Here is a 22,222-nt window from a genome sequence, read left to right as displayed (position 1 = left end):
CAAGGTCCTGAATTTTGTTGAATTTGGATAACTACTCACACAAAATTTGACAGACCGAAGTCGTGTGTTAATGTTGGATACGCAAGCTGAGTAGGGCGACCACCCCGAAAAGTTTGGCTAGTAAGGAAATTTGATGAACGTAGAAGCTACTGGTTCATGGTTACCGCTAACGGATTACTCTACTAAGTACAAAATTAGTGTGAGCACACTCCGCCGTCGAATCAAAGCTGACGACATCAAATTCCGATTTGAAGACGGCAAGTACTTCATCATGGACGAACCGATGGGTACCCATCAACGAGTACATCGCCCCTCCCAAGACAGCGACGCCTTGGTGGGTGCTCATCATGGAATGATGAAAGGTAACGACACTATGTCCGCTTCTTCAAAAGACGACCTTCTGAAAGCTCAGGACCTTCAAGATAAATCAATGAAGGCCAACAAAGATGAGCCGATCCTAACTGCTGCCAATAAACTTCTGAACGAACTTAAAAAAGCCTACACTCAGATCCTTCAAGACAAAGAAGAAACAATTCTTCAATTGAAAGACGAAGTGGCAGACCTAAAAACTTTGGTTCGTGTATTAGAATCAGAAAATGATCGTCTAAAAGGTTTTAAGCAATAGTATTCTTAGGGCGAATCAGATAACTAATACCGCTCGCCACAGCAGAGACCGCTAAAGCCGCATAAATCCCAGCATAAATCGACGCATTTCGATCGTAAAAATAGCTTCCTGTTATTTGTAGTAGCGAGGGTATGAACGAAAACCCAATGTTATAAATGACTCCGAAAGAGACCGCTCGATAACGTGGAGTCACGGAATCACAAACAAGCGCAACAATCGGGGCATAGCTAAGAGTGATTATAAATCCCGTCAGCATCATGACGATAATTAAGGCTCCCTTGTTAACTCCAACGCCTTCAGTGCCCGCAAACTTCTGCATGAAATAAAAATATGGAAATAACACCAAGATGCCTAGCAAGCCTCCGCGAAGGCACATTTTTGCCCGTCCCACTTTGTCGGAGATAACTCCAAAAAGGGGATAAAGCGGAAGCAGAAACAAACTCGAAATCGCGACAATAAACCCGATAGCATCTGAAGGTATCTTTAATAGGGGACCTAAAAAATAGAGACGGTAAAGATTAAAAAAGTAAGCCAGGACTCCAACATTAATGGCGATAGAAAGCGCAAAGGTAAAAATCTTTTTTAATGAAGTGCGATCTTTTAGAAGGTTTTTTAGGTGAGTTTTCAATGAGGTTTCATTTGCATAGACCAAAGGAGCATCTGGAAATTTCCGGTCTATGTAAACGGCCAAGGGATAAATAAGGCCGCTTAAGAGGAAACAAACTCTCCAACCCCAAGATCCCAAATCTTGAGCGGAAACAAAAAGTTTAAACAGAATCACGATCGCCATCGCAATCAAATAGCCGGACGGAGCGGCCATTTGCAGCCAGGAAGTGAAGCGTCCTTTTTCTAAAGTCGGCGCTAGATCATAAATATAGGCAATCGCGCAAGTAACAGTTCCGGCGGTAGCAAATCCTTGCAGTAGGCGAACAATGATCACGAAAATCGAAGCTACTTCCGCTGGCATGTACGAGTCATGAAGCAAAGCCATGCATAAAGAAACGATCCCTAACATCTTAAAGGATTTCACCAGTGCACGTTTTTTTCCTCCCGTATCAGCAAGTGCTCCAAAGTATATCGCACCCAATGGACGAAATATAAATCCAGTAGCAAAACTCAGATAGGAAGCAACGACACTGAGACCCGAAGAAGACTCTTTTGTTTGCGACGTTTCAAAATGAAGAATTCCCGTCAGATAATAGCAATAGAAAACAAGAATCACGCCGAGAGAAACCATCCCGGTGACGTCCCATAAACCTTTTGCTGAAGTTTCGTGTTTGTGTCTATCCACCAAAACTCAAACTATCCCAGAAATGATATGAAGAGGATGTTTTCTAAACTACTTGCGTTATCGCATCCGTGTCATCAAAGAGCGGCGCGTTCCTTACAACATCTTCATTGCCAAACGGTAACACAGTCGATATTTCGACCTCTGACTTGAAGGGGGTCAAATGTTTAAATCTTTAATGACAGCGTTCTTCTTAGTTTCTTCGTTGGCAATCTCTGCACAAGCACAAGAGGTGGAAGTTGCGGACAACGAAAACGTGATGGATGAACTTAATCCGTTTGATGCGAATATCGAAGAAACTCTTCAACAAATGGATCAAATCTATTTCGAAGAAACAGGTTCTTCTCCGTTCATTGAAAACTTGATCGGTCCCATGGGTCCTACTTGTTATCGCAGTTCTTGCAAAGTGTGGGCGCAAGTTTCTAGATCACAACAAAAAATGTATTTGTATATCGATGGTGTACACACGAACACATGGGCGGTATCAACGGGAACTCCTGGTCATGGAACTCCTAATTTCGATACTCATCCGAACGGTCGTATTTATGACAAATACACTTCGACAAAATATCCAGGCGGCGATTACAACGGTCTTGGTAACATGCCTTATGCGGTCTTTATTTCGGGTGGATTTGCGATTCATGGAACGGGCACTAGCAACTGGAAGAAACTAGGAACAAGAGCTTCTCATGGCTGCATCCGCGTTCATCCAGACAATGCTTTCAAATTCAACCGTTTGGTGCGCGAACACGGTATCTACAAAACTTGGATCACTGTTCACGAATAGATATTTGAATTTAGATTCAGCAAATAAAAAAGGACCGATCTCTCGGTCCTTTTTTATTTTTGGGAGGGGCGATGGGCTTGGGCTACTATTAAGCAGCCAAGCTCTTCGATTTTTTTGGATCTTTTTTCGTTGCCGTCTTTTTGTCTTGGCTCTTTGCTTCTTTATCGAAAGCAACCGCGAAGACTTCATCTAAGTTTTCAGCGAAGATAAAGTTGATCTTGTCTTTGAAGACCTTAGGGATATCAGCGATATCTTTCTTACAAGCCATCGGGATGATGATATTTGTAATACCTAGGTTCAAAGCTGCCAAACACTTCTCACGGATACCACCGACAGGAAGTACGCGACCTTGTAGAGTCACTTCACCAGTCATCGCGATATCGTGACGAACTGGAGTTCCTGTCATCAAACTTACAAGCGCTGTTGTAAGAGTGATACCTGCAGAAGGACCGTCTTTAGGAATGGCACCCGCTGGCAAGTGAACATGCACATCGTACTTTTCAAAGAAGTCTTCAGGGATACCCAATTCTTCTTGGTGAGCACGAGCATATGACATTGCTGCGTGAGCCGACTCTTTCATCACGTCGCCAAGTTGGCCCGTCAATGCAAGATGTCCTTTACCTTTCATTTTCAAAGCTTCGATAGTAAGAACTTCACCACCGGCTTGTGTCCAAGCAAGACCTTGCACAACACCTACTTGAGAGTCGGCAAACTTGTCGTCACGTTGGAAGCGAGGAGGACCTAGTAACTCTGGAACCACTGCTGGAGTGATTTCTACAAAGTTAGTTTCGCCCATCACAACCATCTTAGCCACTTTACGGCAGACAGAACCCACTTCGCGTTCTAAGTTACGAAGACCCGCTTCACGAGTGTAACCCGCGATCAAGTACTTGATACCTTCGTCCGTGAACTTGATGTTCTCTTCAGTGATACCGTTGGCTTCAATTTGTCTTCTGATCAAGTGTTTCTTCGTGATCAAAAGTTTGTCATTCTCTGTGTAACCAGGAATGTTCAAGATTTCCATACGATCGCGAAGAGCTGGTGGGATATTCTCCAACACGTTAGCTGTTGCGATGAACAACACATTTGAAAGATCGAAATCGACGTTCAAATAGTTGTCACGGAAAGTTGCATTTTGTTCTGGATCCAACACCTCTAGCATTGCGGCAGAAGGGTCACCACGGAAGTCAGAACCTAATTTATCAACTTCATCTAGAACGATAACTGGGTTGTTTGTCTTAGCTTGGCGAAGTGCTTGGATGATTTTACCAGGCATTGCACCAACATAAGTTCTTCTGTGACCGCGGATCTCGGCTTCGTCTTTCACGCCGCCAAGAGCGATACGGAAGTACTCACGGCCCATCGCACGAGCGATAGATTTACCAAGAGACGTTTTACCTACGCCCGGAGGACCACCGAAGCAAAGGATTGGACCTTTAAGGTTCGGTTTCAATTTTCTAACCGCCAAGAATTCCATGATACGGTCTTTGGCTTTTTCTAGTTCGTAGTGATCTTCGTCCAAAATTTCTTTAGCACGCTTAAGATCAATCACGTCGTCAGATTTTTTGCTCCAAGGAAGATCCGCCATCCAGTCTAGGTATGTGCGAACCATTGTCGCTTCAGAAGCATCTGGATGCATACGCTCCAAACGTCCAAGCTGTTTCAAAGCTTCCGCTTCTACATTTGGTGGCATTCCTGCGTTAACAAGTTTTTCGCGCAGTTCGTCCATCTCTTCAGATTTAGAATCGCCTTCACCAAGCTCATTCTTTATAGCCTTCATTTGCTCGCGCAAGAAGTATTCGCGTTGAGACTTGGACATATCTTCCTTGCCACCCGTGCGACCTTTTTGCTGAGTCTGCATGACTTCAAGTTCTTGAGCCAAAATCTCATTAACAAGTTTAAGTCTTTCTGTAGCATCAGAAGTCTCAAGAACTTTTTGAGCGTCTTGAACTTTGATACCCAAGTTAGAAGCGATAAGGTCGGCGATACGACCTGGGTCAGAAACATCGTCCAACACCAACAAGATGTCTGGAGAAAGAGGGCGACCTAGAGCGATAATACGCTCGATGTGCTCTTTTGCTGTTCTGATAAGGGCTTCATTTTCAACAACAGTTTTTTGTGTTGGGATTTCTTCGATTTTTTCTACAGCCACTTCGAAAGAAGGAGATGTTTTCGTGAAATTCTTAACACGACCCTTAGCTACACCTTGGATCAAGATTTTCACGCGACCGTCAGAAAGTTTTCTCATTCTCATGATCATCGCCACAGTACCAACTGTGTAGATATTGTCAGGAGACGGATTCTCTTCGGAAATGTCTTTTTGGGAAGCTAAAAAGATCAAACGATTCTTCGCCAAAGCTTCTTCCACTGAGCGGATCGAGGCATCGCGGCCTACGAACAACGGAATAATCATATAAGGAAATACAACGATGTCTCTCACAGGTAACATGGGAAGTGTCTGTGGGATTTCTAGGACTTTATCGTCAAAACTCATACCGCTCCTCCGCGTAATGCGGGCATTTATGTTTCTAGTATGAAACTTCTCGGCATGAGACAGTGGGAGCTTGAATCAAAAAATAAAATTTGGACTGACATCCATGTCAGCGGACCTCGTCCAATGAGTGAATTCAGAAATTATTGGAATAGATTGGAATGGCTCTCTTGTTCTTCCATACATTCAATACAAAGAGCTGTAAAAGGTCTGGCCTGAAGTCGGCGTGCTCCGATGATTTCACCACAAGATTCGCACTGGCCGTATGTCCCGTCAGCGATTTTTGAAAGAGCTCTTTCGATCGCATAAAGCGCCGTACGGTCTCTTTCGTGAAGATGGATAGAGATATTATTAGAGATATCTTGAGAAGCCGCTTCTGCTTCATCCGCAACGTTTCCGATGCTGGATTGTTCGGCTTTAAACTCATGCGTTTTATTAAGAATCGAGCTCTTTTGGAAAAGCAAAGATTCACGCAAATTTTGAAGTTCTTGTTCTGTAAGTTCGGTTACGTTCATCTCACCCCCCGATATGATGATCTGGCCGAATGTGGCTTCCTTATTACGGGGGTTTGAGATCATGTCATCAAAAAAGCGCTGCGTGACGTTTTAGTAAGCAGGCTCTTGGCGCGGTGCCTACCGAGCAAATCTACGACCTACTGCTTCTCGCATCTCGGCACCTTCGATACTGAGGCGTGTCCAAGGAATCGCAAGCAAGCGATCCGTCTCAATCATTTCTTCCGTTTCTTCGCAGACTCCGAAAGTTCCTTGTTCGATTCGCGCTAGGGCCATCTCGATCTCGACAAGTTGGTTTCTCATGCGTTCTTGAGTTACTAAAAAAGAATGCTCAGCTATATGAGCGACAGATTGATCGGCTTCGTCTCCGCCACGCTCTGTGTGAGCGAGTTCGCGTTGGGCTGTTCTGAATCTATTCAAAACATCCTGTTTTGCGATAAGAAGTTTCTTTCTACACTCCATCACTAAGTTTTCAGAAATACGACTTGTCATAACAACCCCCTTCTTTAGATTTTGCGACTGCGTCGTCGCTGGTGTACCTAAGACAGGCACACCCCAGGGGGAGGTTAAAAAATCGTCATTAATTTATTTTATGGAATCTATTTAACGCCGGACTTAAAGGGAATTACTTCGCCTTTTTCGATAGTTAGGGCGGTGACAGGGCGCTCGATTTCACGCTCTGCATTCATGGAAAGAGGCCCTAAAGCGCCAGGGAAGCGGCTGAGCTGGCTTAGCTTTTGTGTGAGTTCCTCACGACTGTCGGCTCCGGCAACGATAAGCTGGCGCAAAATTAGGCCCGCATCGTAAGCCTGAACTTCAATCAAAGAAGGATCCTCATTATACAAAGATTTGTATTCCGCAACGAAGCGCGATTTGTCCTGAGCCGTTGGAGTTAAGCTGTCCACAAAAAGCAGATTGTTCGAGAAGTTCCCCGCTCGGCGAGCGACGTCTTTCGTATTCCACAGATTTGTGCCCATCAATTTCACGTTTTTAACGTCATTATACGAAAGCATCGCAGAAATCTGACCCATAGCTTTCACGCTGTCGGGAATGAAGATCGCATCAAAGTCAGTGATGGGGGGAAGAATATTTTCAAGATTCGACTGACGCACAGATCTTTTTTTATCGCTGTGTTGAAGCTCTTTCATGCGAAGATTGAACTCGTCTTGGCGAGCTTCGCCGAAATAGGTTCCCACAAGTCTTTGAATGACCAGACGGAAGTCGGTTTCTTTCGTCGAATAATTTTGAACCGCCGTGATTTGTCCACCACGCGCCAAAACTTCATCCCAGAAGATGTTTGCGAACTCGACTCCATAGGCATCGTTCGGATAAAGAACTGCGAATTTCTTCATTCCCAGATCATCCATGGCCGTGCGAACCAGAGCGCGTACTTGCATTCCGCTAGTCAAAGAATTTCTAAATACTGTAGGACCGATTTCAGTAAGACCAGATCTTTGCGAAAGAGCGACCGTAGGAACACCTAGCTCATCTGATTTTGCCGCAACCGCCGGAGCTGTTTTACTTAATAAACTTCCGACAATGGCAATGACGTTGTCTTCCTTTACTAATCGTTCAACGCCACGGCGAGCTGAATCGGGATTTCCCTCGCTGTCCATAACCGCCAATTTAAAGCCAGAGCCAGGAATATGAAGCCCAAGGCCCATTTCTAGTCCGCGTAGCGCGCGCTGACCGACCGGAGCATTTCTTCCGCTTAAAGGCAGAACAACGCCGACCGTCTCTGTGTGCACGTTCTTAGAGGCGTCCAACTGTTGGATCATTTCTTGTGCGCGAATAGCTTGGTCTGTACCGGGAACGAAATCTTCAACGGCTGCGAAATACTTTTTAGCCGCTGAAGTGTCTTTTCTATCTAAAGCAAGTTCACCTAGGCGATACATGGCGTGAGCGCGCAGGAATCCGAAGTCAGAACTATCCGCAACGTCTTCAAGTTGATCTTCGTTTAATTTGTTTTCGACGATATCAATGGCATGAAGACGATTGGCATCCTGTTCGGCTTTTGTCGGAGATTGAACGGATTTATTTACAAGAACGCGCAGATACTCCAACGCATCTTCTGTTTTAGGCGGCTCAGGCAAAGTCAAAGTTTCGCTTTGGATTTGCTCTGGAGGGCGGCCCGCTGTCATACCTGCCATCGACTTAGGTTTCTTTGTCGTCGTCGTCACCGGAGTCGGTTTGTACGGAGGACGTTTTTTTGTCGCGACCGTCGTACAGGAAGCTAAGAGGCATGCGCTTAACAGAAGTGCGAATCGAGATGTCATTTTCTATTCCTCATAATTTGCGAGACTTTTTCTTGGAAGGCTTTAACTAGAGGCGAGGACTCCGTGGACTTCGCAAGTTCTTCAATAAGTTCTTTTTGTCGTGATGAAATGTGATGAGGTGTATCGACAAGAACCTTCACCAGCATATCTCCAGAGCCAAATCCACCCAATTTAGGAAAACCTTTGCCTTTAAGGCGGAAGGTCTGTCCAGAGTGTGTTCCTGGAGGAATGCGAATCATCGCTTTACCCGTGAGTGTTGGAACTTCGATATTAGTTCCCAAAATCGCATCGGTGTAAACGATCGGAAGATCCAAGATCACGTCATTTTCATTTCGTTTGAAAAGAGGATGCTCTTGAATGTTGATAATGACGTAAAGGTCACCCGCAGATGCCCCAGCAGGGGAGTCGCCCTCTCCCGCAAGTTTCAATCTTTGGCCTTCCTTAACACCAGCAGGAACATTTACTGAAAGTTTAGCGGTTTCTTCTTTGCCGCCTTTTTGACGAACAAAGCTGATGACTTTTTCAGCGCCTAAGGCTGAATCTTCAAAAGAAATATTCAAAGTGTAGCGAAGGTCCGTGCCTTTCGCTTGTTGACGACGTCCGCGAGTGTTCGTGCCACCGCGAGCGTTACCAAAAATCTCTCCGAAGACATCACCAAAGATATCTTGAAACGGATCACCGCCGGTTTGTTGGCCGCCTTGGTTGCCGAAGCCACCAAAGCCTCCGAATCCACCAGCTCCCGCGCCGCCACCAAATCCACCGGGCCCGCCGCCGAAGCCTTGGGCTCCAGCGTGACCGAACTGATCGTACATTTCGCGTTTTTTCGTGTCGCTTAAAACATCATAGGCCTGACTGATCTCTTTGAATTTTTCTTCGGCTTTTTTATCGCCGGGATTTTTGTCAGGATGATATTGCATCGCAAGCTTGCGATAAGCTTTTTTGATCTCGTCCGCCGAGGCGGATCGAGAGACACCTAATGTGGAGTATAAGTCTTTTTTAGACAATCAACCCTCTTATTCTGGTTTCTTAGCAACCACCACTTGACCTGTGCGAATCACTTTATCATGAAGCTTGTAAGGCTTTTTAAACACGCGAACCACGTGACCAGGCGCCACCTGTTCTGTTGCCTCACTGCTTAACGCTTCATGAATATTTGGATCAAAAGGAACACCTTGTGCGGGGATTTCTTGCACTGAATGACGCTGCAACAAAGACTTTAATTCTTGTGCCGTCATATCAACACCCTGACGGAATGTTGCATAGTTTTCGGCTGTGACGTTTGTTTGCAAGGCGCGCTCAAAATTATCCACAACCTCCAAGAGGTCACGGATAAATCTTTCGCCACCGTATTTCACAAGATCGGAGCGTTCTTTAATAGCGTTACGTTTGTAATTCTCAAACTCCGCACGAAGATAAAGGAAATCGTTTTTAAATTTCTCTGCTTGTTCTTGAAGTTTCTGAATTTCAGAAGAGCCGTTCGCGGCCGCAGTTTCTGGATTGGCAGAATTGGAATTTTGAGAGTTATTTTCTTCTGACATGACGGTTCCTTTCGCAATACTTAAGATTGTGTATTCGTTTAGGATTGTCAATGTCCGGTGCCCTAGCAGGCCCTTAAATATCCTCTGGCAAGAAGGTTAATTCTTGAAAGACTTTGTTGCTCAAAACTAAGCCATCGCGTGTGAGAGACCAGTGCCCGTTGTCATACTGAACCCAGTTCTTTTTGATCAGGCCGTTTAAAAGAGTTTGTACTTTGTTTGAAATCTCAGGCGGGAATTTTTTAGAAAGCTTTTCTTGGCTGAGCCCGCGCATTAAACGCATCGAAGTATGACAAAAGTCTGTGAGAGCTTGATGCATCTCCAGAATTTCATGTTGTGCGGCAGGCAAGTGCTTTGCCGGGGAATCAAACTCTTGTCCATCAAAAGCTAAAATCTGCTTTTGGTATTCGTTGATAGAATTGATGTTCCAGTAGCGTGTGCCCCACGCGGACTCAAGACTGTAAGAATGCGCACTGAGTCCTAAGCCCCAATAAGGCTCGTCCACCCAATAAAGCATGTTGTGTCGTGACTCAAAACCGGGAAGGGCAAAGTTGGAAATTTCGTATTGCTTAAAACCTTTTGCCGTTAGCTCATCAGCGATAATGTCAAACATCTCTACCTGCTCATCATCCAAAGGACGACCTTTAGAAAGAGGATGACCATCAGGAACAGTCAGGCAGTAGGGGCTGATATGTTTTGCGCCTTGTTCAATGGCGATTTTCACATCGTTTTTCAAACCTGCGACAGTCTGTGACGGCAACGCAAAAAGAATGTCGAAGCTGAAGTTCAGATTGTGCGCTCGCAAAAGGTCCAGGGTTTCTAATGTTTGTTTCGCCGAGTGTTCGCGATGAACCATTTTCAACAAACGATCATCAAAGGTTTGAGCACCGACACTGAATCGGTTCACCCCATGATCTAAATACATTTTCAATTTATCTTCGTTGATGGTTGCCGGATTGATCTCAATCGTGATTTCGGTATCGGGTCTAGTTGTAAATCCGTATCTACCCAGCTCTTTTATAATCGATACAATGAGAGGAGCAGGGATCAAGCTCGGTGTTCCGCCACCAAAGTAAAGAGTGTCCAAACTTTGTGGGGTGTAATAACGATGCTTCTGGCGAATTTCTTTAAATAGCAATTCGACGTACTGATCCGGAGGCAAAATCTTACTTTGCTCGTAAGTCGCGAAGTCACAATAAGTGCAGCGCTGAATACAGTAAGGAATGTGAACGTAGACGCCAAATGCCATGGGAGTTATCTAGAGTATGTCTAAAAAATTTCAACTAAAAAACGGTATGAAAGTCCTTTTCTTAGAGAGTCATAAGTCACCTGTGGTCTCAGTTCAAATGTGGGTGAAAACGGGCTCTGCGGATGAAAAAAAGGGTGAAGAGGGTCTTTCACATTTCATCGAGCATTTGGTGTTCAAAGGCACTCGCAAGTACAATGTCGGTGAAATCGCCGCCACCGTGGAAGGCTCTGGCGGGGAGCTTAACGCCTACACCTCGTTTGACCAAACTGTCTTCTACGTGACCATTTCCAAGCAATTTTCTGACGTCGCTTTAGACGTGATCAGCGAAATGATGGGATTTCCCACTTTCGACCCCAAAGAAATCGACAATGAACGAGAAGTGGTTATTGAAGAGATCAAACGTGGGCAAGACAGCCCGGGCCGTCGTGCCAGCCAATTGTTATTCACAAATGTCTTTAAAAAACATCCTTATGGCCGCCCCGTGATTGGTTACGACAAGGTCGTTAACGGCGTTTCACCGAAAAAAATCCTTCAATACTACCACAGCCGCTACGTTCCTTCGAATATGTTCCTGGTGGTGGCAGGTGATTTCGAGTCCAAAGAGATGAAGAAAAAAGTTGAAGAGCTTTTCGGGGCCTTTGCGCCTTACAAACTCAAAAAAGTAGCGCGCACGAAAGAACCTGTACAAAAAGCCATTCGCATTAAAGTTGAGCAGACGAAATTTGAGCAAACAACCGGGTATCTGACGTGGCGTATTCCGAGTGTAAAACACAAAGATATCGCCGCGCTTGAAGTTCTGTCGGCGATTCTGGGGCAAGGGGACTCTTGCCGCCTTATGCAAAGCTTGCGTATTCGTGAACCACTAACAAACTCTGTCGGTTCCTTCAGTTATTCTATGCAAGATGATGGACTTTTTGCGGTTTCGTTTAATCTTGAGAAAGAAAATCTGGCGAAGGCTTTAACAAAAGTCACGCCAGAGCTGGTGAAGTTGATCGAAGAGCCGCCAACATCCGCAGAAATGCAAAAGGCCATTACGAATTTTGCGAGCCACGAAGTTTATTCGATGGAGACTGTGGATAATATTGCAAGAAAAGCGGGTAGTAATGAGTTCTATTACAACGATCATGACTACTACCGTAAATACATGAAGGAAATTTACGCGCTAAAACCTGAGGACATTCAGAAAGTCGCAAAAAAATATTTTAAGCCTGAAAACTTCGGCCTTTCACTGATGACGAACATGGACAAGAAAGAGGCGGAGCAGATTCTTAAATCTTTTGCGAAGGATTTAAAGAAAGCTTTGCAGGGCGCGAAGCTTTCTAAAGACACCATGAAGTTTAAGGCTAAGAAATTTAACATCAACGTCGGAGCGGTTAAGCACACTCCTGAAACTGAAAAAATCACGTTGTCTTCGGGTGCGACACTTTTGATCCGTGATCAAAAGGACACTCCTTATGTGGCAATGAAAGCGGCCTTTTTGGGAGGTACGCGTGTTGAAAACGAAAACCAGACCGGGTTGACGGAGCTTTTTTCTCGCAACTGGCTTTCGGGATCCAAGAATTTTACGGAAGATGATATTAACTTAAAGGTGGATGAGCTAGCCGCAGGCTTGGGCGCCTTCGGCGGCAGAAACTCCGCCGGTCTTTCGATGGACTATCTTTCTCCATTTGAAGATAAAATGCTTGAGATCTATGCCGACTCACTTTTACATCCGCTTTTCCCGCAAGATATTCTTGAGCGGGAAAAAGTTGTTATCAAAAATCAGATCAAGGCCCGCAACGACAACCCCGCTCAGCTTTGTGTTCTTAGCTTCCTCCAGGAAATTTTTAAAGGACACCCTTACGCACGCGATATGATCGGAACGGAAGCTTCTATCAATGCCATTAATTCTGAACACCTGATGGCGTATTATAAGAAAATTGCCCACGCAAAAAATCTGACTTTCTGTGTGGTGGGTGATGTGAATAAAGATAAATGGGTGAACAAGCTTGAGGAAATTACGAAGCTTTTTCCGAAAGGCGAAAGAATTGCTAACAAGTTTCCGATTGCGGAACTTAAAGAAGGAAAAAAGCTTTATCAGCAGCTAAAAAAAGAACAAAGCCATATCATTGTCGGCTATCGTGGTCTGACATTGAAAGATCCGAACCGCTTCACACTTGAAATCATTCAATCTATTCTGAGCGGTCAAGGCGGAAGACTCTTTATTGAACTTCGTGATAAAAACTCTTTGGCCTATTCCGTTTCGCCAATGCACATGGAAGGTTTAGAATGTGGATATTTCGGTGGATATATCGGATGCTCGCCAGAAAAATCAGAAAAAGCCATCCAGATGTTGAAAGCCGAATTCCAAAAACTGGCTGATACTAAAATCAGCGAGGAAGAGTTGGGACGTGCACAAAGATACTTGATCGGACGTCACGATATCGAATTACAAAGAAAGAGCACTATCTGTAATGCTCTTTTATTCGATGATATTTATGGTCTTGATTACAAAGACACATTGGATGTTGCAGATAAGTATTTCGCGGTGACGCCAGAAGATGTGCAAAAGCTTGCACAAAAGATCTTCTCTCAACCTTCAGTTATCAGTCTTGTAGGACCTTCAGACGTTGAACTATAGTTCGCGTCTGAAGTCTTCGATGATTTGATCGTTCATGCGCTGAATATCTTTAAGGCCCGTGGGACCTACAGTTTCCGGGCTGAGCGCTAACGACTCGGATAGGTTTCTTTCAAGAATTGAAAAGACCTTATAAGGAAGTTCTTTTCGATAGTTCTCACTGTCGATTTTATTTTTTGCTATATTCCAAAGTTCCCATCGAGCCGGTAAGAATGAGTAGTAAACATCCGCTGCGAACTCTGTATAGAAAGGATGTTCTTTCTTCCACGTCTGTTCATTGCGGTGATGGCGACCATCGGTGAAGTCGCGCAGAATAATTTCATTAGAGCTAAATTCTTTATTGGTTTCTTCTTTTGATTTTAAAAGCTTAGCTATACTTTTGGGGTCACGTGTGTATGTCAAAGCCACCGCATCGGCAAAGAGTTCATGAAAAGCGGTGCGGATAATCCAATAGCGTTGAAAGGCTTTGAATTCTTTTTTTAAAGATTTTGACTCCAGCATTTTTTCAATTGCCTGCCACTGAAGCTCTTGTTTTTTCTTTTTATCAAAAGTGACGTCGGAACGATATACAAGATTCTTAGACTCTCGAGCGGCGGCTTCGACCTGGGCTTCTAAGTGAATGGCCTTGTGCCGAAGGGATTTATAGCTTTCCAAATCCTTTATAAGATTGTGCTCAAAGATGGCGTGCCCATATTCGTGAGCCATCGTCGTTTGATTTACTTTAGGATGCATCTTTCCCATAGAGTCAGGGCGTATGCCTATGTAAACGGAAAAATCCCCCGCGTTGAAGTGTGAAAACTTAAAGGCCATGCCTACGGACACTTTTACTTGCTGTGGGATTTCTAAAGGCGCAATTAAGGAGTTAATTTCCGTGATAGTTTGTGCGTATTCGTCCGCTGTTTTTGTACTATGAAGAGCGCGAGCGTCCACCTCCACCTTGCCATCTAAAGCATATTGCGAAGAAAAAATGCTTGAGCATTTTTGCGCAAATGCAGGATCAGCACAAAATGCGCCGATTGATGACAAAACTATAGCCAGAAGAAGGGGCTTCAAAGCGGGCTCCTTGCCTTATACAAATTCATTAAGGCTTCTAAAACTAAGAATTCAAGGGGCATGCCGAGAAGGTGTTTCAAAGTGAGACATTCTGAGACCTAGGCCTAGAATACAAAAAAACAATTAACCGTATCCCCCCTCAGTTTTGTTAAACTCTTAGGTATGAGGGAAAAGCGTTCGACCGACTCAGTAGAACTTTTTGTAAGTCCTGAGGGCTATTTCCAAGAAATGGTCCAAAAGGGTTTAAGCCAAAGAAAGATTCAAACCTTTCCTTTGGTGGAAAGCTATCTTGTAAATCTTCTGCAGCACTACTTGGATGCTCGCAATCTTTTTGAAAGCGAATACGCCAACGAAGCCGGACAGAAGAATCCCACAACACTGGCTGAAATGTATTTAACAGCACAAAACTCTGATGCTGTAACCAAAACCGAATTACTTAGAAAACTAGGTGATCGAACTCTTTATATCAGCGGTTTTTTTGGTGACTCCCTTTCGCGAAAAATAGTGGATGTGGATTACTATGCGGAAATCGGCGGAGCTGCTTATGCCTCGCTAGCTCACTGCACGCGAGAAGACACTTTGGCCAAAGTTTACAATACGTTCTCTCGACAGTTTTTGGATTTCGTGGACGTACTCACATATATCAGCCACCACTCATTCATTAAGAGCGATGAAAGTATTCTTCGCCTCTACGACCGCTATATGCGAACCGGATCGGAACTGGCACGTGAAAAACTCGTTGAAATGGGTGTTTTGACTCTGCCGCAAGACCAAGTAAAGCTTGGCAAGCAAGGCTGATTCCACTATGCTGACGCCATGTTTGGCTTAGGCATGTCAGAACTCATTTTCCTTGGTGTATTGGCCCTTATCGTGATCGGGCCGAAAGAGCTTCCAGAGTTAGCTCGCACCCTGGGTCGTTTTATCAACGAGCTTAAACGCAGCACAAATGTTTTGGGTGAGGAACTTAAGCAGCAAGCGCGTTTTGATCGCATTGATTTCAACGAAGCGCCTAAGAAACAATCTCAGCCACCGTCTTACGATCATCATCCTGCTATCAGTGAAGAAGCTTCAGATCCTCAACAGATGGAACTCACTGAACAAACTGAACAAAAAAACACCGAAGATAAAGAGCACAAACCCTCATGAGAAGCGAAGAACTAGATTCACGAGCGCAATCGTTGTATGAGCATTTGGCTGATTTGCGTAAGCGCTTGATCAATTGTGCTTTGATTTTGGTTATCGCAACCGGGATTTGTTACGGTTTTAGTGATCAGATTTTCAATTTTGTCCGTGCGCCGATTGCGCCGTATCTTCCAGGTGGCGGTCTGATCTACACAGGTCCTTTAGATAAATTCATCGCGCACCTTAAGCTTGCGTTTGTCTGCGGTATCTTGATTTCGTGTCCTTTCTGGCTTCATCAAGTTTGGCTTTTTGTGGCTCCTGGTCTTTATTCGAAAGAGCGTAAGTACACTTTAGGATTTATCGTCTCTGGTACTGTCCTTTTTGTTTTGGGTGCCGCCTTTTCTTACTACATCGCTTTGCCGATGGCATTTGAGTTCCTGATGCACTTTGGAGGCGACGTCGATAAGCCGATGATCTCGATTGATCAGTACATGGGCTTCTTCACGCAAATGTGTTTGATGTTCGGTGTGGCCTTCGAGTTGCCATTAGTCATCGTGGTGCTTGGCATGTTGGGAATCGTCTCCCAGTCTTTCCTACGTAAGAACCGTCGTTACGCGGTAATGACTATCGCCGTGATCGCCGCCATTATTACGCCTCCCGATTTATTAAGCATGGTGATGATGCTGGCGCCTATGTGGGTGCTATTTGAAGTCGCTGTGATTATCGTAGGCGTCTTTGAAAAGAAGCGAGAGTTCACTGAGCGAGTGAACGAGCGCGAATAGTTTTTCCAGGACCCGTCGTCCGCTAAATTGACAAGTGTTCCGCCATAAGGTCAGCTATTTCCAGGGGGATCCATGTCATTCTTGTTAAGTCTTATTTTATCTGTAGGAATAGCCCACGCTGCGGATCAGGCAAGCTGCCCAGATATCGCTGAACGCCGTGATGGTACAAAAATCCAACAAATGTTGTCAGGAAATGGCGAGTGCTTTTTTTCTGTTACGCCCGACGATGCCTGGAAGGATTTAATCTATCGCGATCATCTTTTCACTTCAGAAGGCATGTTCATGGTCTTTAACTCATTTGGGCCAGGCGACGAATCCCAAACAACGGGGGCTCGTGAGTTCTATCTTTTTCCAAGAAATACAGAGGCGTTTTCCTACGAATGGAAAGACGATACGCGCGAGTTGATCGTCACCCACGTGACGGGCGACAAATTCGTGTTTGAATCCAAGAAAGCTCGTTTAAAAAGCATCACGCGCGCAAATGTTATAGTCGCTGATTATGTCGAGCCCTCCAACCGCGGTGGCATTGAAATCACAAACTTCCAAGGGATTATACTGGACGGTGGATTTAAATTAGGTTCTCCTCCAACATCCAATTCAAACGCGAGTTCTGTTTTTAGAGATGTGAACAACACGTCATGTTCCGTGAAGAACTCAGAACTCTTTAAGTACACCAGCGACGGCGACATCTATCTTAAGTACAATGACAAAGCGATGCTGACGTTTATCCAAAAACGTTGTCCGAAGCTCAAGCTCCCATAGATAAAAAGAAGGCACCTAGACCAGTTCTTTGAGGTGCCCTATTCCTTACACTATCGCCCTTCGATATTCTAAAAGGGATGAAATCTATTGTTTCGATACTGCTGATATTCTGGTGCGTTTCCTCATTTGCTGGCGACAAGGTGGCCGTGCTTTTTGTCGGAGATTCTCATCCAGTTTTAAAAGAACGAGAAGCATCCGCGATTAAATTCTATGAAACCTACGGCTATAAAATCGTACGTCTTTCTCCGGCGGCGAAAACCAAAGCCGAGAAATCTAATTTTGAAAAAAGCTTAAAACAATTAAAGAACGTGGATTCACTTCATGTTGAATTTTTAGGCCATGGGATCGTAAAGGATGACAAGTATTACCTAGCAGTTTCAGATGGCATTAATACAGATTATAAAAAATCTATCGAAGTCCAAGATCTTAAGAATTCTCTCCAAGCTTTTCAAAAAAACAACCCACAAGCAGAAACTACGGTCTATGCACTGAACTGCTATAGTGGCAGGATACCTGAAACTCTTTCCGACCTTCCTAAGACACAAGCCTTTGCCTCCACAAGATCGGACTTAAAAGCTTGGACCATGAAAGTAGCCGGAGACGAAGTCATGGCTCATGACTTTCCAGTTTTTTTTCAGCGTGCGCTTGATCAAGGCAGTAGTTATGAAGAGGCTTTCTTAAAAGCTAGCGAAGACTATAAAAAAATTCAGATGGGACATCCGGCGCAATTTCCATTCACTAGCCCGGCAGTATTCTCATTGCCACGCAGTCAGGCTCAGGCGTTTGTCGAAAATTGGTGTCGTGATTCGAGGGAAAATTCATCACTTAAAATTATTGAGAAGCGAGCAAAGATTGTTAAAAACCTTTTGTCTCAGAATAGTTCGACCTTCAAGTACCTCAATGATTTAAAAAATAAAACGGGTTGCAGTAAAAAAGAAATGATAGAGACCGAAAAGAACGAGCTTAAAAAGAACCGATCTACTTTTGAAGCAGCCGCCATTGAACAGCTGAAGGCCTTGATTCAAGACGGAAATATGGAAACTGACCTCCCACGTATGATTGAAAATCTTCAAGGGGAAATGGATTTCTATCGCGAAAGTGATGACGAAGCTTCAGAGTTACGTAAAGCAGAAATACGCAGTCGCTTAGAAGACCTTTACGCTATTAACGATGAAGCGGGATTTGAAGAATATAAGAAAAGAAAAATTGAAGATTTAGTTAAAGACTTAAAGGCCTGCGATCAGAAACCGATCCCGTCGGCATGTGCTCAAGGAAAAGCAGCCTACATGGAAACGGTATTTATGGATTGGTCGAAAACTTCACTAAATCCAAGACATGTCATAAATAAATGTGCTCGTCCCATTCCCGCGTTAGCTAGCGCCGAACAAACATTTAAAGAGTCACAAAGAAGACAGGATTGCTTCAAGCAACATGTAGGAAAAAACGCGATTGATACTTATCTGGCGTTTACAAGCAATTCAAAACCCATTGCTAGTTATTGCGAGATGATTAAACCGCACGAAGATTTTTATTCTGAAGAAGCTCGATGTATAGAAAAGTTCGCAGCGGGGGCTTCCGAAAAGTCTTGGGCGCGACTTGAAGAAATCGCGCAAATGGGGTCTGAGAAAATAAACGAACAAAGCTCCAGTCGTGAAAAAAGTAAGTCGGGGGTACGATGAGGCCATTAATCCTTACTTCGATATTGCTATTTTCGGCTTCTGTTTTCGCTAAGAACACGAAGGTAGAAGGATATGTCTTTCAAGAGAATGGAAAGGTGTGGTTAAGTCAGGCCCCGACATCCACTGATCCCCGCTATCGTATTAACTGGCACGCAAAACAGCGTCAGGGACAGATTTGCTATTATGAAGAAAACCAGGCGTGTCCAAGATATGTACTCGCTTGTGGCCAACAAAAAACCGTTAAACAGGTGGTCGAGCTTTCGAGTTGCCGAATTGTCGCGCGCATTAAGCCCTAGTTTTTTGAGCGAAACACTTTAGAGTCCAGTTTTTAGGGTTCGGGACTGTGGAACTGCAGGTTTCGAATTATCCTAAATAAGTTCGTATTTTTATAAAAATCACCGGAACTTTCATGGAGGATCAATGTTTAAAACTGTCTTTGGCCTTGTCATGCTTGCGAGCTCGGCTCAAGCAACTGCAGTGGGTTACTTTGGCGATAAATGTGTGATGGCGGCCAACGGTGCCGTACAAGATTTCACCTATGGAATGGATGCTGATGGCGCTTCACTTTATTTCGATGCGAATGGGGCAACGCAAGTTCTGCGTCCTGAAAACGTTGTTTCTCGAAGTAACAAAGACGGCGTAGAAACGATTGTTTATAAAACCAAACAAATGAAAATGGGCACAGGTATGGGAAAGCCCGAGTTTGAAACCGTTCAACGCGTGATTCACGTTAAAAGACAGGACGGTAAAATCGTTTCCGTGAATAAAGAATTCGATATCACCGAACAAAAGAAATACCGCGAAGAAGCTAAGAAAAACGGATGGAACTTTCCAATCACAAAAGCCACCGAAACTGCTTTTGAGCGTAAAGGTTCAGAGTGCGACATCAAGCAAAGTCTGATGTATCAAATGCCGGATGATAAAAAAGTAGAAGCGAAAGTCACTTACGATAAAGACTTCTGCGCAAAAATCGAACCAATGATGAAACAGATTGGTAGCCAGAACGCTAGTCAGTGTGTGGGTTTGATTGCTTCAGCGCAAATGGCTTTTGACCAAAGAAAAAAGGAACTAGCTAAAGAAGGAAAATCTTTCGCCACGTTTGAATGGGCAGGAAAACCCAAACAAGAAATCGGTGGAAATGTAGATGTATCTGGCTTTATCACAGCCTGCGCTATGGGTGGCCAAATGTATCCGGGAATGGGTATGTATGGTGGTGGCATGGGTATGATGATCGGCGGAACGGGCGCTGTAATGGGCGCTACTGGCGGTATGACTAACGGTGGAATGATGGGGAGTCCAACAAGCCCTGCACCGAAAGAGAAAAAATCTAGCGGCACAAAATAAGTGCCACGATTGTAGAAATAAAAAAGGGGCTTCATCAGCCCCTTTTTCTTTAAGCCCTAAGGCTCTTCAAACTTAATCAACACGGCCCCGGATTCAACCGAGTCGCCTTGTTTAACTTTGATTTCTTTGATCTTCACGTCGCGAGTGGCGCGCATTTCGTTTTCCATTTTCATTGCTTCCATAATAAGAAGCGGTTTATTGGCTTTCACGATTTCGCCTTCTTTGGCAAAGATTTCGATGATCTTACCAGGCATTCCGGATTTCAGCTCTTGATCTGCGCCGAAGTTGCCGCCTTTTTTCAAAGATTCATGCAGAAGCATTTCATCATTGAAGACTTTGATTGTACGGAATGAGTTACGAGTAAACACAGTGTATTCAGTGTCTTGCCCGATCACGTCAATCAAGTAAGATTTCCCTTCAAAAAGGAAGCTGATGTATTGCTCGGCCTCTTTAAAGTCACGTTTTGAAATGTCGTAGTGAAGCCAGTTTTTGCCTTCTTCTTGTAAAGAAACTTTCCAAGTAGAGCGCTGTTCGGTCACGTCGACTTTATATTTTTTGCCGTTAAGTTCTGCTTCAAAATACATGTTACGTCCTTAATTGAAGTTTACGACCGACGCGTTTCCAGTTTGAAGTCAGGTTCAACTGACGAACATCTTTGGATTTACGGTCATTGTAAGCAGTGATAGCCGCCGCAATCAAAAACACAGGATCTTCAACTTCTTTAAAGAGCTGCGGTTCGATCACTTCAAAGTTCTTTTCAATAAACTGAGTCGTATAAGATCCATCGCGGAATTTCGGATGATCCAAGATCGTTTTATGAAGAACGATGTTGGTCTTAATTCCCGTTAGAACAAACTCAGACAACGCGCGCTGCATTCTATCGATAGCTTCGTCACGTTTATCACCCCAAGTGATAACTTTCGCGATCATCGGGTCATAGAAGATAGGAACTTCGTAACCAGGATACGCGTAAGAATCCACACGCATGAACGGACCCTGTGGATGGCGACACGCGCGAATCACACCAGGGTGAGGTTTATACGTAATAGGATCTTCAGCACAGATACGCGCTTCGATCGCGTGACCTTTTTGTTTGATATCTTCCTGTTTGAAAGAAAGAGGTCTGCCGGCCGCTACATTGATCTGCTCTTTCACCAAGTCAAAGCCAGTCACGATTTCCGTGATCGGATGTTCCACTTGAAGACGAGTGTTCATCTCCATGAAGTAGAATTCTTTGGTCGTATTATCGAAAATGAATTCGATAGTTCCCGCACCCACGTAATTGATTTGCTTAGCCGCACGAACAGCCGCATCACCCATACGCAAACGAACGTCGTTCGGCACAGAAGGGGATGGACATTCTTCAATGATCTTTTGGTGACGACGTTGAACTGAGCACTCACGTTCAAACAAGTGAACATGGTTTCCGTGTTTATCGCCGAACACTTGAATTTCAATGTGTTTTGGATCGTTGATGAATTTTTCAATGTACACTGTTGGATCGGCGAAATAGTTCTGACCTTCAGAGCGGCAAGCGCGGAATGCGCTTTCAAGCTCATCCATCTTACGAACAACACGCATCCCTTTACCACCACCGCCGGCAGAGGCTTTGATGATTACAGGTAGACCGATTTTTTCAGCAATAGCTTGCGCCTGCTCGACAGTCTCAACCCCACCATCGCTGCCTGGAACCGTTGGAACACCGGCTTTTTTCATCAAGGCTTTTGCGGAAAGCTTATCACCCATGGATTCAATATTAGAAACCGTAGGTCCGATGAAAGTGATGCCCGCTTCTTCCAAAGCTTTTGCAAAGACGGTGTTTTCAGAAAGAAAACCGTAACCCGGGTGAATAGCGTCCACGCCAGCTTGTTTTGCTACTTCGATGATTTTTTTGTAGTTCAAATAGCTTTCTTTCGAAGGAGAAGGCCCAATGTGATAAGCCTCATCCGCCAAGAAAACATGAAGACTGTCACGATCCGCATCAGAGAAGACCGCCACAGATCCGATACCCAACTCACGACAAGCGCGAGTGATGCGGATGGCGATTTCCCCACGGTTCGCAATCAGGATTTTTTTAAATAATGCCATATAAAGCTTCCT

General features: G+C 44.4%; 21 protein-coding genes. 10 read left to right on the top strand and 11 right to left on the bottom strand.

The window, feature by feature from the left end:
• The first annotated feature begins 133 nt into the window (after positions 1-133).
• Entirely contained in the window at positions 134-625 is a 492-nt protein-coding gene (locus AZI87_RS06875; RefSeq protein WP_063205710.1) for a hypothetical protein, read from the top strand.
• Here the strand turns inward: AZI87_RS06875 and AZI87_RS06870 are convergent.
• On the bottom strand, positions 615-1,916 hold the full coding sequence (locus AZI87_RS06870) for an MFS transporter (protein ID WP_155722508.1): 1,302 nt from the start codon (positions 1,914-1,916) through the stop codon (positions 615-617). The two genes, AZI87_RS06875 and AZI87_RS06870, sit on opposite strands and share 11 nt — an antisense overlap.
• Positions 1,917-2,076: 160 nt before the next feature.
• Between AZI87_RS06870 and AZI87_RS06865 the strand changes: the two genes are divergently transcribed.
• Positions 2,077-2,700, top strand: coding sequence for a L,D-transpeptidase (locus AZI87_RS06865; RefSeq protein WP_253696528.1), 624 nt, complete (start codon positions 2,077-2,079; stop codon positions 2,698-2,700).
• 88 nt (positions 2,701-2,788) lie between these two features.
• Here the strand turns inward: AZI87_RS06865 and lon are convergent, their stop codons facing one another.
• From lon to hemW, 7 genes are all read right to left on the bottom strand, one after another.
• Complete coding sequence (lon, locus tag AZI87_RS06860; RefSeq protein WP_063205706.1) at positions 2,789-5,194, bottom strand: endopeptidase La; 2,406 nt, start codon at positions 5,192-5,194, stop codon at positions 2,789-2,791.
• A gap of 140 nt (positions 5,195-5,334) precedes the next feature.
• Positions 5,335-5,706 carry a TraR/DksA family transcriptional regulator gene (locus AZI87_RS06855; RefSeq protein WP_063205704.1) on the bottom strand — a complete coding sequence of 124 codons (372 nt, stop codon included), beginning with the start codon at positions 5,704-5,706 and terminating at the stop codon, positions 5,335-5,337.
• Positions 5,707-5,823: 117 nt separating this feature from the next.
• Positions 5,824-6,195: a TraR/DksA family transcriptional regulator gene (locus AZI87_RS06850; RefSeq protein WP_063205702.1), complete on the bottom strand. Its 372-nt coding sequence runs from the start codon at positions 6,193-6,195 to the stop codon at positions 5,824-5,826.
• A gap of 107 nt (positions 6,196-6,302) precedes the next feature.
• Positions 6,303-7,979: a penicillin-binding protein activator gene (locus AZI87_RS06845; protein ID WP_063205700.1), complete on the bottom strand. Its 1,677-nt coding sequence runs from the start codon at positions 7,977-7,979 to the stop codon at positions 6,303-6,305.
• Complete coding sequence (locus tag AZI87_RS06840) at positions 7,976-8,983, bottom strand: DnaJ C-terminal domain-containing protein (RefSeq protein ID WP_063205698.1); 1,008 nt, start codon at positions 8,981-8,983, stop codon at positions 7,976-7,978. The genes AZI87_RS06845 and AZI87_RS06840 overlap by 4 nt, the downstream gene beginning before the upstream one ends.
• A gap of 9 nt (positions 8,984-8,992) precedes the next feature.
• Complete coding sequence (gene grpE / locus AZI87_RS06835; RefSeq protein WP_063205697.1) at positions 8,993-9,517, bottom strand: nucleotide exchange factor GrpE; 525 nt, start codon at positions 9,515-9,517, stop codon at positions 8,993-8,995.
• A gap of 73 nt (positions 9,518-9,590) precedes the next feature.
• Positions 9,591-10,763, bottom strand: coding sequence for a radical SAM family heme chaperone HemW (gene hemW, locus AZI87_RS06830; protein ID WP_063205695.1), 1,173 nt, complete (start codon positions 10,761-10,763; stop codon positions 9,591-9,593).
• A 16-nt stretch (positions 10,764-10,779) separates the two neighbouring features.
• Between hemW and AZI87_RS06825 the strand changes: the two genes are divergently transcribed.
• A complete protein-coding gene (locus AZI87_RS06825; protein WP_063205693.1) occupies positions 10,780-13,383 on the top strand; it encodes a M16 family metallopeptidase in 2,604 nt (867 codons plus the stop codon).
• On the opposite strand, the gene AZI87_RS06820 is transcribed toward AZI87_RS06825, so the two are convergent.
• Positions 13,378-14,433 carry a hypothetical protein gene (locus AZI87_RS06820; RefSeq protein WP_063205691.1) on the bottom strand — a complete coding sequence of 352 codons (1,056 nt, stop codon included), beginning with the start codon at positions 14,431-14,433 and terminating at the stop codon, positions 13,378-13,380. The two genes, AZI87_RS06825 and AZI87_RS06820, sit on opposite strands and share 6 nt — an antisense overlap.
• 162 nt (positions 14,434-14,595) lie before the next feature.
• Between AZI87_RS06820 and AZI87_RS06815 the strand changes: the two genes are divergently transcribed.
• The 7 genes from AZI87_RS06815 (at position 14,596) to AZI87_RS06785 (ending at position 20,122) form a co-directional block, all read left to right on the top strand.
• Positions 14,596-15,231, top strand: coding sequence for a hypothetical protein (locus tag AZI87_RS06815; RefSeq protein WP_063205689.1), 636 nt, complete (start codon positions 14,596-14,598; stop codon positions 15,229-15,231).
• 18 nt (positions 15,232-15,249) lie between these two features.
• Positions 15,250-15,579 carry a Sec-independent protein translocase subunit TatA/TatB gene (locus AZI87_RS06810; RefSeq protein ID WP_063205687.1) on the top strand — a complete coding sequence of 110 codons (330 nt, stop codon included), beginning with the start codon at positions 15,250-15,252 and terminating at the stop codon, positions 15,577-15,579.
• Positions 15,576-16,337, top strand: a complete 762-nt coding sequence (gene tatC / locus AZI87_RS06805; protein WP_063205685.1) for a twin-arginine translocase subunit TatC — start codon at positions 15,576-15,578, stop codon at positions 16,335-16,337. Before AZI87_RS06810 ends, tatC begins: the two co-directional genes overlap by 4 nt.
• Before the next feature lie 72 nt (positions 16,338-16,409).
• Positions 16,410-17,099, top strand: a complete 690-nt coding sequence (locus AZI87_RS06800) for a hypothetical protein (RefSeq protein ID WP_063205684.1) — start codon at positions 16,410-16,412, stop codon at positions 17,097-17,099.
• A gap of 77 nt (positions 17,100-17,176) precedes the next feature.
• A complete protein-coding gene (locus AZI87_RS06795; RefSeq protein ID WP_063205682.1) occupies positions 17,177-18,778 on the top strand; it encodes a hypothetical protein in 1,602 nt (533 codons plus the stop codon).
• Complete coding sequence (locus AZI87_RS06790; protein WP_063205680.1) at positions 18,775-19,074, top strand: hypothetical protein; 300 nt, start codon at positions 18,775-18,777, stop codon at positions 19,072-19,074. The genes AZI87_RS06795 and AZI87_RS06790 overlap by 4 nt, the downstream gene beginning before the upstream one ends.
• 124 nt (positions 19,075-19,198) lie before the next feature.
• On the top strand, positions 19,199-20,122 hold the full coding sequence (locus AZI87_RS06785) for a hypothetical protein (protein ID WP_063205678.1): 924 nt from the start codon (positions 19,199-19,201) through the stop codon (positions 20,120-20,122).
• Between the two features lie 56 nt (positions 20,123-20,178).
• Here the strand turns inward: AZI87_RS06785 and AZI87_RS06780 are convergent, their stop codons facing one another.
• Together AZI87_RS06780 and accC are read right to left on the bottom strand one after the other, a co-directional pair.
• Complete coding sequence (locus tag AZI87_RS06780; RefSeq protein ID WP_063205676.1) at positions 20,179-20,706, bottom strand: acetyl-CoA carboxylase biotin carboxyl carrier protein subunit; 528 nt, start codon at positions 20,704-20,706, stop codon at positions 20,179-20,181.
• 1 nt (position 20,707) lies between these two features.
• A complete protein-coding gene (gene accC / locus AZI87_RS06775) occupies positions 20,708-22,210 on the bottom strand; it encodes an acetyl-CoA carboxylase biotin carboxylase subunit (RefSeq protein ID WP_063205674.1) in 1,503 nt (500 codons plus the stop codon).
• Positions 22,211-22,222 lie beyond the last annotated feature (12 nt).

This window comes from Bdellovibrio bacteriovorus (assembly GCF_001592745.1).
Taxonomy (GTDB): domain Bacteria; phylum Bdellovibrionota; class Bdellovibrionia; order Bdellovibrionales; family Bdellovibrionaceae; genus Bdellovibrio; species Bdellovibrio bacteriovorus_B.
The sequence above is the reverse complement of the archived record's forward strand: the minus strand, read 5'-3'. Positions and strand labels throughout refer to the sequence as shown.